Origin of the sequence: Enterovirga sp. CN4-39 (assembly GCF_049446235.1) — a bacterium.
GTDB lineage: Bacteria > Pseudomonadota > Alphaproteobacteria > Rhizobiales > Beijerinckiaceae > Enterovirga.
Window position 1 is genome coordinate 166,444 of sequence record NZ_JBMSEF010000007.1, and the last position, 14,031, is coordinate 180,474.

The 14,031-nt window shown below is 68.6% G+C and carries 13 protein-coding genes; 5 read left to right on the forward strand and 8 right to left on the reverse strand.

The window, feature by feature from the left end:
- Positions 1-7: 7 nt before the first annotated feature.
- A complete protein-coding gene (locus ACO2SS_RS13775; protein WP_423278243.1) occupies positions 8-1,291 on the reverse strand; it encodes a glycosyltransferase in 1,284 nt (427 codons plus the stop codon).
- A gap of 348 nt (positions 1,292-1,639) precedes the next feature.
- On the opposite strand from ACO2SS_RS13775, the gene ACO2SS_RS13780 reads away from it, so the two are divergent.
- Positions 1,640-2,404 carry a GntR family transcriptional regulator gene (locus ACO2SS_RS13780; RefSeq protein ID WP_423278244.1) on the forward strand — a complete coding sequence of 255 codons (765 nt, stop codon included), beginning with the start codon at positions 1,640-1,642 and terminating at the stop codon, positions 2,402-2,404.
- An 83-nt stretch (positions 2,405-2,487) separates the two neighbouring features.
- Here ACO2SS_RS13780 and ACO2SS_RS13785 read toward each other — a convergent pair whose 3' ends face one another.
- On the reverse strand, positions 2,488-3,477 hold the full coding sequence (locus ACO2SS_RS13785; RefSeq protein ID WP_423278245.1) for a Bug family tripartite tricarboxylate transporter substrate binding protein: 990 nt from the start codon (positions 3,475-3,477) through the stop codon (positions 2,488-2,490).
- 281 nt (positions 3,478-3,758) lie between these two features.
- On the opposite strand from ACO2SS_RS13785, the gene ACO2SS_RS13790 reads away from it, so the two are divergent.
- Genes ACO2SS_RS13790 through ACO2SS_RS13805 form a run of 4 tightly spaced genes read left to right on the forward strand, consistent with a single transcriptional unit; the run spans position 3,759 to position 8,384 of the window.
- Complete coding sequence (locus ACO2SS_RS13790; protein WP_423278246.1) at positions 3,759-4,952, forward strand: CaiB/BaiF CoA transferase family protein; 1,194 nt, start codon at positions 3,759-3,761, stop codon at positions 4,950-4,952.
- Positions 4,953-4,963: 11 nt separating this feature from the next.
- Entirely contained in the window at positions 4,964-6,124 is a 1,161-nt protein-coding gene (locus ACO2SS_RS13795; protein ID WP_423278247.1) for an acyl-CoA dehydrogenase family protein, read from the forward strand.
- Between the two features lie 23 nt (positions 6,125-6,147).
- Positions 6,148-7,575: an MmgE/PrpD family protein gene (locus ACO2SS_RS13800; protein ID WP_423278248.1), complete on the forward strand. Its 1,428-nt coding sequence runs from the start codon at positions 6,148-6,150 to the stop codon at positions 7,573-7,575.
- Between the two features lie 5 nt (positions 7,576-7,580).
- Positions 7,581-8,384 (forward strand): enoyl-CoA hydratase/isomerase family protein, encoded by an 804-nt coding sequence (locus ACO2SS_RS13805; RefSeq protein ID WP_423278249.1) that lies wholly within the window; start codon positions 7,581-7,583, stop codon positions 8,382-8,384.
- Between the two features lie 5 nt (positions 8,385-8,389).
- On the opposite strand, the gene ACO2SS_RS13810 is transcribed toward ACO2SS_RS13805, so the two are convergent.
- The 6 genes from ACO2SS_RS13810 to ACO2SS_RS13835 are packed head-to-tail and all read right to left on the reverse strand — an operon-like array spanning position 8,390 to position 14,031.
- Positions 8,390-9,271 carry a polysaccharide deacetylase family protein gene (locus tag ACO2SS_RS13810; protein ID WP_423278250.1) on the reverse strand — a complete coding sequence of 294 codons (882 nt, stop codon included), beginning with the start codon at positions 9,269-9,271 and terminating at the stop codon, positions 8,390-8,392.
- Positions 9,271-10,029: an ABC transporter ATP-binding protein gene (locus ACO2SS_RS13815; protein ID WP_423278251.1), complete on the reverse strand. Its 759-nt coding sequence runs from the start codon at positions 10,027-10,029 to the stop codon at positions 9,271-9,273. The genes ACO2SS_RS13810 and ACO2SS_RS13815 overlap by 1 nt, the downstream gene beginning before the upstream one ends.
- Before the next feature lie 9 nt (positions 10,030-10,038).
- A complete protein-coding gene (locus tag ACO2SS_RS13820) occupies positions 10,039-10,950 on the reverse strand; it encodes an ABC transporter permease (RefSeq protein WP_423278252.1) in 912 nt (303 codons plus the stop codon).
- 47 nt (positions 10,951-10,997) lie between these two features.
- Positions 10,998-11,984: an ABC transporter substrate-binding protein gene (locus ACO2SS_RS13825; protein ID WP_423278253.1), complete on the reverse strand. Its 987-nt coding sequence runs from the start codon at positions 11,982-11,984 to the stop codon at positions 10,998-11,000.
- Between the two features lie 53 nt (positions 11,985-12,037).
- On the reverse strand, positions 12,038-12,838 hold the full coding sequence (locus ACO2SS_RS13830) for an enoyl-CoA hydratase (RefSeq protein ID WP_423278254.1): 801 nt from the start codon (positions 12,836-12,838) through the stop codon (positions 12,038-12,040).
- Positions 12,838-14,031: a CaiB/BaiF CoA transferase family protein gene (locus tag ACO2SS_RS13835; RefSeq protein WP_423278255.1), complete on the reverse strand. Its 1,194-nt coding sequence runs from the start codon at positions 14,029-14,031 to the stop codon at positions 12,838-12,840. Before ACO2SS_RS13835 ends, ACO2SS_RS13830 begins: the two co-directional genes overlap by 1 nt.

Below are 14,031 nucleotides of genomic sequence, written 5' to 3' on the forward strand. Positions count from 1 at the left end.
GCGGGCGCTACGGCGCGAGCGCGCCCCGCGCGGTTCCAGCGGCCTCCACCGCTTCGATCGCCCTCGCCAATCCGGCTTCCGCCGCGATCGCGTCGGCCGCGGAGCGTGCTGCGGCTTGAAGGCGGCCGACCCGGTCGAGCCTGCCGGCCAGCTGCTCGGCGGACGCTCGGCGAAGGGTCGTCGGCTGTTCGGCCGCCCCGAGTTCGGCGAGCCGCCTTCCCCAGAAGAACTGGTCGCCGAACAGGGGACAGACGACGCTGGGCAGCCCGAAGCGCAGGCTGGCGGCCGTGGTGCCGACGCCGCCATGGTGCACGATCCCGGCCAGCTTCGGAAACAGGCGCGCGTGATCGACGTCGTCCACGAAGAAGACGTCTCCCGAGGTCGTTCCCCCGCTTTTGAGCCCCGAGCTGACGAGGGCGCGGCCGCCCCAGAGCGTCACGGCCCGAAGCACGGTTTCGACGCTGCGCTGGGCCAAGGAGCCCACCGATCCCAGCGTGACGTAGATGGCGGGCGCGCCTCCGTCGAGGAACCGGTCCAGCTCGGGCGTAAGCTCGCTCCCGCTGGGTTCGTCTGCGAAGAGAAAGCCGGTCGGCACGGGCCCCGCTCCACCAGGCGGGCTCCAGAGAAGCGGGCTCCAGGCGAACACGTCGGATCCGTCGGGACGTTCGGGGCGGAGCGGATTGCTGCCCGAACGCAGGGTGCGGCCGGCTCCCGTCTCGGCCCGAAAGCGTTTGAAGGCCGGCGCGAGGGCAACCGTGAGGATGCGCGGGCTCTCGTAGGTGAGCCTATTGAGGAGGGGGCCGAGCCCGCTTGCTCCCGTCACGGAGAGCGGGATGCGCCAATCGGCCGAGAGCGGCTGGAGGAGGACCCGCACGGAAGGAAGGCCCGCCTCGCCCGCAAGCCTGCCCGCGAAGAAGGCGATCGGCCCGTACACGACGATCTCGGCCCGGCCCATCTCCTCGTGGCAAAGCGCCAGGAGGTTCTCGACGTAGGGTGACACGGAGTGCCGGAGCCATCGCAGCCAGGAAACGAGCTGGACCCCGACCGACCCCTTCGGCTTGGGGAAGCCTGCCATCGCCCGCATCTCGCGCATGCGGGGGCCGCCCTGGACGACGTGGAGACCGAAGGCTTCGCCGAGCCGGCCGAAATCGGGCGTGGTCAGGAGGGTGACGTCATGTCCCCGGGCAGCGAGCGCGGCGCCCAGCACACACATGGGTTGGACGTCGCCGCGCGAGCCGAGCGCAACGACCAGGATTCGCTTCGGCGCATCCTGGTGATGGGCGCGGTCCACGGGCTGTACCGCGCGCGGCCTTTAGCTGGACGCTCCAGGCCTCTCGCCCCCAGCAGTCGCCGGTCCTCGCGTGCGGGCCTCGGCAGAAGCAGCGGCCGCAATGGGCAGGATGAGGCCCGTTCCGACAACGGTCGATTGCCTCATGAACGCCTCCGACGGCCCAAATGGACCGGGGACGCTGGCGCGAGCGTGGGGCGCCGGCTTGATCGGTTGGGCCACGCGAATGCGCCCTGGCAGAGCTGCCAGGGCGGGATCGGCGAATGCCGGCCGGTTCGGCTACGCGGCGCGGCCGTGAAGCGGGCTCATGCCGGACTTCCCACCCCATCGGCCTTCTCGTAGAAAGCTCCCATGACCGAGGAGGAAGTGTCGCCCGACACGAACAGACGGGCAGTGCCTGCGGGCCGACACATCGAACTGGCGAACGAACTCAGCGCGGAGATCCGGTCGACCGCCTATCCGGTCGGCTCGCGCTTCCCCACGGAGCCCGAGCTGCAGCGGCGGTTCAACGTCGGCCGCCATACCATTCGGGAAGCGCTGAAGATCCTGACGGAGCAGGGGCTGATCGGGCGCAGGCGCAAGACCGGTACGGTCGTCCTCTCGAAGGCGCCCGTCTCGCCCTACGTGCACAGCCTGCGCGACATCAAAGGACTGCTCGACTTCGCCAATAGCACCGTGCTGGATATCCGGCACGAAGGCTTCGCCTCCCTGTCGCTCCGGAACTCGGGGGACTTCAGCGGCGTGGAGGAGAGGCGCTGGTTCAGGATCGCCGGCTTGCGTGCGACCCGCGACGACCTCGCGCCGCTATGCTGGTCCGAGATCATGGTGCCCGAGCGGTTCGCGCCGGACAGGAGCGAGGTTCGGCGCGGCGAGCGGGCCGTCTACGAGATCGTCCTGGCCCAGTTCGGCCTCAGACTCGAATATGTCGAGCAGAACGTCACGGCGACGCGCTTACCTGCGCAACTCGCCGCCATGCTCGAGTCGGAGGCGGACGGGCCGGCGCTGCTGGTCAAGCGGCGCTACGTGGCACATACGGGCGCGACCTTCGAGATCTCGCACAATCTCTACCCGGCGGATCGCTACTCGATCCACAGCGTCATCCGGCAGCGAGCCTGATCGCGCCGAGCCGGCGGGCCGCGCCGGCCGATCGAGGAGAAGGCGGACGGCCCTGCGGCCTCCCCGCCACCCATGCCGTTCCGTCAGGCAGAAATGCGGATTCCCGTACGCGCCGAGATGTCCTTGAACCGCTTGAGTTCCGCGGTGACGATGGCGCGCGTCGTCGTCGCCGTGTTCGGGCCGGTCCAGGCCTCCATGCCGGCGGCGATGAACCTGGAGCGCACTGTCTCGTCCTGAAGGGCGGACGCGACGGCGGCACTCAGGATCTCGTGGATGCCGGCCGGGAGGCGTGCCGGCGCGTGGACCAGATAGTAGATCTCGACCTCCATCTCCGGCAGGCCGCGCTCGGTGAAGGTTGGAACGTCGGGGAAGCTCGGAAAGCGCTTTGCCCCGGTCACGGCGAGTGCCCGCAGGCCTCCGCCCTGAAGGAGGCCGGCCGCGGAGCCGAGGGACGCGACACCCCAGCCGGTCTCGCCTTTCGACACGCTGAGCACGGCCGGCGCGCCGCCGCGATACGAGACGTGGCGCGACTGGTTGGTGTCGCCGACAACCTTCCGGAGCATCTCGGCCGCGATATGCGGGATCGAACCTGCCCCGGAACTGGAATAGTCGAGCTTCTCCGATTTCGGAGAGCGCAGCACCTCGATCGCCTCCTCCACGGTCTTGGCCGGGAAATCGGGGCTGACGATGAAGACGAGCGGCGCCGTGCAAACGGTCGAGACCCAGTCGAAATCCGCAAGCGGATCGTACCGCGTCCCCTCCGCGTGCATGCTCGGCCAGATCGCGAACGAGGACGACTCGGACAGGAGCAGGCTGTAGCCGTCGGCCGTCTGGCGCCTCAGCCAGTCGCAGGCGATGGTGCCGCTCGCTCCGGGGCGGTTCTCGACGATGACGCGCGAGTTCGGCATCGCGCGCATCATCCTGTCCATGATCAGGCGCGCCGCGACATCCGTCGAACCACCCGGCGGGTAGCCGTTCGACAGGATGATCGGGCGCTCGGGAAAGGTCGCCGCGTTGGCACGCGAAACGGCAGCCGAAAAGGCCAAGGCGGCCAGACAGTCACGGCGTCTCAATCGATCCTCCCCGAGCATCGCCTATTCATTCATTCGAACGTTTATCGTTATTCTGCTGCCTCGCATGGGACAAGACGGCTGCGCGTAAAATGCGAGATCCCCGACGATCACGGTGGTTCGGGAAGTGCGCGCGGAGACGGGAACGATCGAGGGTAGGTTGCGGCAATCCACCAAAGGCACTGAAAGCGGCGCTTCGACCAATTTGCAATTCGTTCGAACTTTTGGTTTGGGTGTCGGCAGCTCGCGGCCGGTCTGATGCGCCGCGTTGAAAAAGGGGTTCGATGCTCGACGGCGTTCTCAAAGGGATCCGGGTCATCGATCTCACGCAGAATGTGGCGGGTCCCTACTGCACCCAGGTGCTGGGGGACCTCGGCGCGGAGGTGATCAAGGTCGAGCGGCCCGGGCGCGGCGACGATACGCGGGACTGGCGCCCGCCATCTACCGGCGACCACAGCGCGACCTTCCTCTCGCTCAACCGCAACAAGCGCAGCATCTGCATCGACCTGGACAATGCGGCGGGGGTCGAAGCCCTGAGGACCCTGATCGCGGCCTCGGATGTCGTGATCCACTCCATGAAGCCCGGCAGCGCGGAGGCGCGCGGCCTCGGCTATGACGCGCTCAAGGCGGCCAATCCGAAGCTGATCTACTGCGCCATCAGCGCCTTCGGTAGCGTCGGGCCGCTCAAGAACCTGCCCGGCTACGATCCGCTGATGCAGGCCTTCACGGGCATCATGAGCACGACCGGCCACGACGGCGACGACCCGGTCCGGGTCGGCGTGTCGCTGATCGATCTCGGCACAGGCATGTGGTCTGCGCTCGGCATCCTGGCCGCCATCATCGAGCGCGGACGTTCGGGGGAGGGGGCTCTCGTCGAGGCGAGCCTGCTCGAGACGGGCACCGCCTGGATGACCGTGATCGTCGCCGCGCATCTCGCGACCGGCAAGCTGCCGCGCAAGCTCGGATCGGCGACCCCGATGACGGCGCCCTATCGAGTGTACCGGTCCGCCGACGGGCATGTGTTCATCGCGGCCGGCAACAACGGCCTGTTCCGCCGCGTCTGCGAAGGGCTCGGCGCGCCCGAACTCGCCGCGGATCCGCGCTTTGCCAGCAATCCCCAGCGCCTCGCCAACCGCGACGAGCTCGACGCGGCGCTCGAGGCTCTCACGCGGCAGCGGCCCACCGGGGAGCTCGTCGCGAGCCTGCAGAAATCCGGCGCGCCCTGCAGCGAGCTGAACGATGTCGGCCAACTCGTCCGGCACGAGCAGGTGGCGGCCATGGAACTGCTCGCCCCGCTGCCGGTCGAGGGCGTGCCCGATCACAAGGTGATCGCGCTTCCCATCAAGGCGAATGGCGCGCGCAGCCGAAACCTGGCGCCGCCGCCGGCGCTCGGGGCCGACACGGAGGCCGTTCTCCTCGAGATCGGCCTGGACGAAGCACAGATCGAGCGGCTCCGCGCCGAGGGCGCGGCGGGGTAGAGACCGGGACGATGAACTTCGAGTACACCGAGATTCAGGAAGAGATCCGGAAGGCCGTAAGGAAGCTCTGCGAAGAGTTCGGCCCGGATTACTGGCGCCTTTGCGACGAGCGCGAGGCTTATCCGGAAGAGTTCGTCCAGGCCATGACGAAGGCCGGCTGGCTCGCGGCGCTGATCCCGGAGGAGTTCGGCGGCTCGGGCCTCGGCGTCATGGAAGGTTGCATCATCCTGGAGGAGATCAACCGGTCCGGCGGGAACGGCGCCGCTTGCCACGCCCAGATGTACACGATGGCGTCGGTCCTGAACCACGGCAGCGAGGAGCAGAAGCGCAAGTATCTGCCGCGCATCGCCGACGGGAGCCTGCGCCTCCAGGCCTTCGGCGTGACGGAGCCGGATGCCGGTTCCAACACGCTGAAGATCAAGACCTTCGCCAAGCGCACGAGCGACGGCTACGTCATCAACGGCCAGAAGATCTGGACCTCGCGCTACAAGCAGTCGCACATGTACCTGCTCATCGCGCGCACGACGCCGCTCGAGGAGGTGAAGAAGAAGACGGACGGGCTGTCGCTCTTCCTCGTCGACATCGAGAAGGCCGGCGACTCGCTGAAGTCGCGCCCGATCAAGACGATGCTCAACCACCACACCAACGAGGTCTTCATCGACGACCTCCACGTGACGGAGAAGGACCGGATCGGGGAGGAGGGCCGCGGCTTCTACTACCTGGTCGACTCGCTGAACTCGGAGCGGCTGCTGGTCTGCAGCGAGTCGATCGGCGACGGGAAGTGGTTCGTCGAGCAGGCCTCCCGCTACGCCCGTGAGCGCTTCGTCTTCGACCGCCCGATCGGCCAGAACCAGGGAATCTCGTTCCCCATCGCCAAGGCCCACATGAACGTGGAAGCGGCCGAGCTCATGCGGAACCGCGCCGCGGCGCTGTTCGATGCGCGCAAGCCCTGCGCGAACGAGACCAGCATGGCGAAATATCTCGCCAGCGAGGCCGCCTGGGAGGCCGCCGAGGCGTGCATGACCACCTTCGGCGGCTACGGCGTGGCCTGCGAATACCACGTCGAGCGGAAGTGGAAGGAGGCGCGGCTGTTCCGCACCGCGCCGCTCTCCAACAACCTCATCCTGGCCCAGGTCGGCCAGAACGTGCTCGGCATGCCGCGCACCTACTGAGCGGCTTCGAGGAGGAGCGAGACATGTCAGCTGCCCTAGCACCGGCGAGCCAGGCCGAGCCGTCGCCCGGCCCCGCAACCGTCGACATCGCTCGCTTCGCCCTCTCCGGGACGGTTCCGCCGGAGGTAGTCGAGCAGGCCGTGCCTCTCTTGCTCGACACGATCGGCGTGATGGTGGCCGGCGGCGCGGAGGAGCAGGTCCGGCGCCTCGCGGCCTCCCTGCCCGTCCTGAGCGGGGCGGGCGGCGTCGCGTCTCTCTGGAGCGAGGCGCGCTATCGCGACGACGATGCGGCGCTGCTCTTCGGCATGGCGAGCCATATCCTGGACTACGACGACGTCTCGATGCTGGCCGTCTGCCACCCGAGCGTGCCGATCGTATCGGCCCTGCTGGCCGGGCTCGACGGCGCGGAGACGAGCGGGCGGGCCTTCATCGAGGCCTTTGCGGTCGGAACGGAGGTGCTCATCCGGCTCGGGCAGGTAATGGGCTTCCGCCACTACGACCTTGGCTTCCACGCCACCGCAACTCTCGGCACCATCGGCGCCACGGCTGCGCTCGCCCGGCTGCGCGGGCTGGACGAAGCACGAACCCGGCATGCCCTCGCGATCGCGGCGAGCCACGCGTCCGGCGTGCGGGCCAATTTCGGATCGATGGTGAAGTCGCTCCATGTCGGCATCGCGGCCGCGAACGCAGTGCGGGCCGTGCGGCTGGCGGTGGCCGGCATCGAGGGAGCGGCCGAGCCGATCGAGGGGCCGGTCGGCTTCCTCCACGCCTTTTCGGGCGGAGCCACGACCGCCTGGACGCCCGGCTTGAGCCTGGGGCAGCCCTTCGCGATCCGCGATCCGGGTTTCGAGCAGAAGCGCTATCCGTGCTGCTACATGCTGCACAAGACGATCGAGGGCACGCTGGCGCTCCGGCGCGAGACGGGGCTCGACCTCGCGGCCGTCGCATCCGTGCGCGTGGACGTTGCCAAGGGCGGCACGAGCGCTCTCATCCACCCCTATCCGAAATCCGGACTCAACGCCCTCTTCAGCGCGCCCTACGCGATCTCAGCAGCGCTCGCGGATGGAAGGATTGATCTTGCGAGCTTCACGGACGAGGCGGTGCTGCGGCCCCACATCCAGCGGCGGCTGACCGACGTGACGGTGGTCGAGAGCGACAAGGCGCCGGCCCAGGGCAGCGATGTCGGCGGCGCGCCCGTGACCGTCACGATCTTCCCCGCGAACGGGGCGCCGGTGAGCCGTACGGTGACCGCGTCGCCCGGCTCGCTCGCCGATCCGATCACGCCCGAGCAACTGCGGGCCAAGTGGCTCGACTGCCTGCGGCGCGCGAGGCCCGACCTGCCCTCCGAGACGGCGACCGCCCTGTTTGACGAGGGAACGCGCATGCCCGAGAGCCCGGGCGTCGCGCGCTGGATCGAGAATATCGCCGGCGCGATCAGCAAGCAGAAGTGACCACCATGGCCCGTTCCGTTCCTACCTTCGAGACCCTGTCCGTCGAGGCAGCGGGCGACCACGTCTGGATCGTCCGCACGAACCGCCCTGAGGCTTCCAACGCCCTGAACACCCAGATGGGCCTCGACCTCGTGCGCTGCTTCGAGGACGTCGCGCTCGATCCGGGGGACCTGCGCTGCATCGTGCTGACCGGCACGGGCGAGAAGGCGTTCTGTGCCGGCGGCGACCTCAAGGAGCGCCGGGGGATGACCGACGAGGCATGGACCCGGCAGCACGTCATCTTCGAGCGCATGGTTCGGGCGCTGGTCGATTGCCCGGTGCCGATCATCGGCGCGATCAACGGCGCGGCCTATGGCGGCGGCTGCGAGATCTCGGGCTGCTGCGACTTCCTGTATGCGGCCGAGACGGCGCGCTTCGCCCTCACGGAAGTGACCCTCGGCATCATGCCGGGCGGCGGCGGGACGCAGACGATCCCGCGGGCGCTCGGCGAGCGGCGCGCGAAGGAGCTGATCCTGACGGGGCGCCCCTTCTCCGCCCGTGAGGCGCAGGAATGGGGGCTCGTGAACGCGGTTTATCCCGCCGCGGACCTCCTGCCGGCGGCGCTCGAGACGGCGCAGGTGATTGCCCGGAATGCCCCGATCTCGATCCGGCAGGCCAAGCAATCGATGCATCGCGGCCTGCAGATGTCCCTTCGCGACGGACTGGCCTTCGAGATCGAGGCCTACAACAGGATGGTGCCGACCGAGGATCGCCGCGAGGGCATCCTCGCCTTCAACGAGAAGCGCAAGCCCGTCTTCAAGGGCCGCTGAGCCGCTCAGCCGGCTGGTGGCGGCTCGTGGAGCTTGTACCAGTCGGCGATCTCCGCACCGGTCACGAACTTCACCTGCTCGGAGGCCTGGAGCAGGTCCACCATCCGCTCCAGCTCATGGAAGCGGTGCGGCACGGCGATCAGGTGCGGGTGGAGGCCAATCGCGAGGACACGCACCGTCTCCGTCGCCTCGCGCTCGAACAGCCGCAGCGTGTGCTCGAGGCGTGATGCCATCTCGCCGGTCGCGTGCCGCTCGACCGCATAGATGATCGAATCGTTGATCTCGAGATTGTAGGGCATCGCGAGGAGCGGCCCCTGCGCCGTCGTCATCCAGGACGGCAGGTCGTCGATGACCCAGTCGAAGACGTAGTCGATCCCGAGCTCCTTCAGGATCTCCGGCGTGTTCTCGGTCTCGCGCAGCCCGGGCGAGAGCCAGCCGCGCGGCCGCGTGCCGGTGAAAGCCGCGATCCGGTCGAGCGCTTCCTTGATGACGGCTCCCTCGCCGCCCTCCGCATGGTTCAGCGCGCGCTGATGGATGCCGTGGCCGACGAATTCCCAGCCGAGGTCGCGCATCGCGGCGGCGGCCTCGGGATAGGCCTCGATCACGCCTGCATTGAAGCTGGCGGAGGCCGGCAGCCCGCGGCTGCCGAACAGGTCGAGGATGCGCGCCATGCCGGCCCGCATGCCGTAATCGGCCCAGGAGAAGTTGGGCACGTCCGGCACGGTCTCTCGCCCGTGCGGGGGCGTGAGGATCGTCCTCGGCATCGGGTCGCTGAAGCGCCAATGCTCCACGTTCACGACGAGGTGGGCGAGGATCCGCTTGCCGTCGAGCGGCGGCAGGGCTGGCCGGGAAGAGCTCAGCCGGTAGGGAACACGGGGATTGGCCATCAATGGGTTCCGTGGGCGAACTTCATCTCGGCCATGATCATCGCCTTGTAGGTCGTGAATTCGGGGGTGAGGAGGTTCTCGATCGAGCGCGGGCGCGGCAGGTCGACCTGGATCTCGCGCGTGATCCGTCCCGGCCGGGCCGACATCACGCAGATGCGGTCGGCGAGGAGGATCGCCTCGTCGATGTCGTGCGTGACGAAGAGGACCGCGATCCCGAGCGTCTGCCAGACGTCGAGCAGGAGCTGCTGCATCGCCATCCGGGTCTGGGCGTCCAGCGCGCCGAACGGCTCGTCCATGAGGAGCGCGCGCGGGTTCATGACGAGGGCGCGGGCGATGCCGACGCGCTGGCGCATGCCGCCCGAGAGCTGGGCGGGGAGAGCGTCCTTGAAGGATTCGAGGCCGACGAGCCGGAGCATGTCGCGCGTGCGGCTCTCGTACTCGGCCTTGTCGCGACGCTGGACGCGCGGCCCGAAGGTCACGTTGTCCCACACAGTCAGCCAGGGAAACAGCGAGGCCTCCTGGAAGACGACGGCCCGGTCGGGCCCCGGCCGCTGAACGGTCCTGCCGTCGAAGGTGAGATGGCCGTCGGTCAGCGGCTCGAATCCGGCGAGCAGGTTGAGCAGCGTCGATTTTCCGCAGCCCGAGGGGCCGAGGAGCGCCACGAACTCACCCTCCCGGATCGAGAGATCCACGTCGGCGAGGGCCCGGACGGCGGTCCGGCCGGGAAACGTCTTGGAGACGTCCTGGAACTCGATCACCTTCGATCCTCAGTTCTGGAAGTTGGATAGGCGGCGCCAGCCCAGGAGCCAGTGCTCGATGAAGAGGATCAGGCGGTCGCTGAGGAAGCCGAGGAGGCCGATCGAGGCCATGTCGGCGATCACGACGTCCATCCGGCCGATGTAGTAGGCGTCCCACAGCACGTAGCCGAGGCCGGACTTCACGGCGACCATCTCGGCCACGATGACGGCCGTCCAGCCGATGCCGAGACCGATGCGGAGGCCAGTGAAGATGGAGGGAAGCGAGGCCGGCAGGACGACGCGCAGGAGAATGTCCATGGGCCGCGCACCCATCATCAGGGCGGCACGGATCCAGTTCTTCTCCACGCCGCGTGCGCCGGCGGTGGCGTTGATGACGATGGGGTAGAAGGCGCCGAGCGCGATCAGGAAGACGGCGCCCATGCTCTGGATCCCGAAGACGGCGATCGAGAAGGGCAGCCAGGCCGTGATAGGGATCGGCCGGAGCATCTGGATGAGCGGGTCGAAGCTGCCCGCGGCGAGGCGGTTCCAGCCGATGAGGATGCCGAGCGGGATGCCGACCAGCGTCGCCAGCGCGAAACCCTGGCCCACGCGCTGGGCGGAGAACATCACGTTCGACGCCCAGGTCCCGCTATAGGGATTGAGGCCGAGCCCGGACTGGCCGAAGGCCCAGACCTTCCAGGCGTCCCAGACCCGGTCGGGCGTCGGAAGGACGCCCCCGAAGAGCGAGCCCGTCCCGCGGCCTGCGAGCTGCCACAGGACGAGGATCAGGATCGGGAGGGCGATGGCGAGGAGCATCCGCCCGACCGGCGAGCCCGTGAGGAACGCGGTCGCGCTCCGGCCGGCCGGCCGCGCCGGGGCGGGCGTTGCCGATTTTGTGGCCGCGGGGGGCTGCCCCGCCGCCAAGACTTCAGCCTGTGCCATTCCCTTGCTCCCGCCCGGTCACCCGAAGGTGCCTCGCGCCCCTGTTCCTACTGTCCCTTCGCCTTCTGGACGAAGGAGGCGTCCCAATACTTGCGGATCTCGCCGGACATGTCCTTCTGGATGACGCCGAGCTCATGGAAGGCCTTGGCCTGGCGCTCCAGCTGCTCCGGCGAGACGACCGCGCCAAGGGTGATCACCTTGGCGGCGTCGGCCGCGATCTTCGGGTCGATGCCGGTGAGTTTCGCATAGGCGTCCGCGAACTTGGCGGGATCGGCGGCGAGGGTCTCCTGCGCCTTGATGTACGCCCAGACGAAGCGCTCGACGGCGTCGCGCTTGGTGTCCACGGCCTTGCGGCTCGCCGCGATCATGCCGAGCTCGGCGCCGACGGCCTTGGACTCGCTGTATTCGAGGTTCTTGGCGAAGAAGCCGTGCCCCTCCATGACGGAGAGCGACTCGAAGGGCTCCCATGAAATCATCGCGTCGACGTCGCCGCGCTGGAGCGCCTGGACGTAGTTCGCGCCGCCGCCCTGGATGTTGACGGGCGTGAAGCTGTTGTAGGGGATCCCCTTCTCGGTGACCGTCGCGGCGAACTGGAACCACACGGCCGAGCCGGGCCCGATCGCGACCTTCTTGCTCTTCAGGTCTTCCCAGCTGTCGAGCTTCACGCCCTTGCGGCCGATGACGTATTTCTTCGAGCCGCCGACGCCCATGATGCCGACCATGTTGGTCGAGCCCTGGGCGAGGCTGATGGCGAGATCGGCCGGCGCCACCGCGGCCACGTCGAGCGAGCCGGCGAGGAGCGCCGTGCGGGCGTCCGCATAGCGCGAGAACTCGACCATATCGAGTTCGAGGCCGAGCTTCTTGGCGTCCTCCGTCACGAGCGACAGCGGGGCGAGGTGCCCCACCTTCACGTAGCCGACCGTCAGCTTGACGGGCGGCGAAAGCGGCGCCGGCTCCGGCTGAACCGCCCGGGCGAGGCCGGGCGCGAGCGCAAGCGCTGCGGTAAGACACAGGGCTGCAAATGACCTCATCATCGCTGACCGTCCTCTCTGTCCTGTCGCGCAGCGATCGGCTGCGCTGTTGATCGTCACCGCCCCGTGAACCGGGGTTCTCGCCTTTCCCGGAAGGCCGTCCGGCCCTCATGGTAATCCGCACTCGCAAGGCACCGCGAGACCGCCGCCTGGACGGCCGGGAGGTCACGCTGACCGGCGGGCTTCGCGTGTTCCAGGAGTGCCCGCTTCACCGCCTGCAGGACGAGCGGGGCATTTCCCGCGATCCCGCCCGCGAAAGCGGCAACCTCGTCCGAGAACCGGTCTTCCGACAAGATCTGGGAGATGATCCCGACCCGCCGCGCATCCTGCGCGTCGAGGATCGCCGCCGTGAAGAGGATCTCGGCCGCCGCGTCGTTGCCGAGCCGGTCGACGAGGAGGGCGACGTTCTCGTACGCATAACCGAGGCCAAGCCGGGCAGCCGGGATGCGGAAACGGGATCCGGCCGAGGCGATGCGAAGGTCGCAGCAGAGGGCGATCTCCAGCCCGCCGCCGAAGCAGATGCCGCGGATGGCGGCGATCGTCGGCTTCGCGGCGCCCTTCAGGGCCTCGATTGCGACGTCCACCACATGGTCGTAGGCCGCTCCCGCCTCGGGGGTCGAGCGGTTCTCGCCGAATTCGGAGATGTCCGCACCCGAGCAGAAAGCCTTCTCGCCCGCGCCGGTCACGAGGATCGCGCGGACCTGGTCGTCCGCCACGGCCTCCTCGACCCGCGCGGCGAGCTCGCTCCACATCGCGAGCGACATCGCGTTGTGGCGGCTCGGCTGGTCGAGCGTGATGGTGGCGAGCGCGCCGCTCGTCGTAAGGGTGACCCTGCCTACCTTGGACGACGCGTCCATCAAACCACTCCTGCTGCCCTGAGGTCGGAGATGGTGTCCTCCCCCAGCCCGATATCCCGGAGAATCTCGTCCGAATGCGCGCCCGGATCGGGCGTGGCTGAGGCGATTCCTGCCGGGGTGCGTGACATGTCGATCGGCTGTCCGACGAGGCGGATGTCCCCGAGTTGCGGATGCCGGACCGGCTGCGCGATGCCGAGATGCTCGACCTGTGGATCCGAGAAGACCTCGTCGACCTTGTAGATCGGGCCGGCCGGCACGCCTTCAGCCTCCAGCCGCTCCAGCCAATCCGCCGAGTTGCGCGTCGCGAAGATGGCGGCGAGCTCCGCCATCAGCTTCGGGCGATTGCGGAAGCGCTGCTCCTGGACGGCATAGTCCGGGTTCTCGGCCAGGTCGGGCCGCTCGAGCACGCGGCACAGGGCCGCCCATTGTCCCTCTCCGCCGACGCCAAGGTTGATGTAGCCGTCCTGCGTCTGCAGCACGCCCATCGGCGTCGAATAGGGGTGGTCGTTGCCGGCCTGGCCCGGGACCTTGCCTTCGACGAGGTAGGCGGCGGCCTGGAAGTCCATCATGGCGATCTGCGCCTGGAGCAGCGAAGTCTGCACCCACTGGCCCTCGCCGGAGCGCTCGCGCTCCGAGAGCGCGATCATGATCCCGGTCGCAGCGTAGATGCCGGCGGCGGAATCCGCGACCGCGATGCCGGCGCGCATCGGGCCCTCGCCCGGATTGCCCGTCACCCACATCAAGCCGCCGACGCCCTGCGCGATCTGGTCGAAGCCCGCGCGGTTCCGGTACGGGCCGGTCTGGCCGAAGCCCGAGATCGAGGCGAGGATGATGCGCGGGTTCACGGCCTTCAGGTCGTCATAGGCGATCCGCAGCCGGTCCTTCACGTCCGGGCGGAAATTCTCGACCACGACATCGGCCGTCTTCACAAGCCGCATCAGGATCTCGCGCCCCTCCGGCTTCTTGAGGTTGAGCGTGAGGGAGCGCTTGTTCCGATGCAGGTTCTGCATGTCGTAGCCGAGGCGCTGGCCGCTGATCCCCTCGTTGGGATCGACGCCCTGCGGCGCCTCGATCTTGATCACGTCCGCGCCGAAATCGGCGAGGATCCGGCAGCAGGTCGGCCCGGCCCGGACCCGCGTGAGGTCGAGCACGCGGAGGTGGGAGAGCGCTGAGGAGGGTCTGGGAGCCGTCAT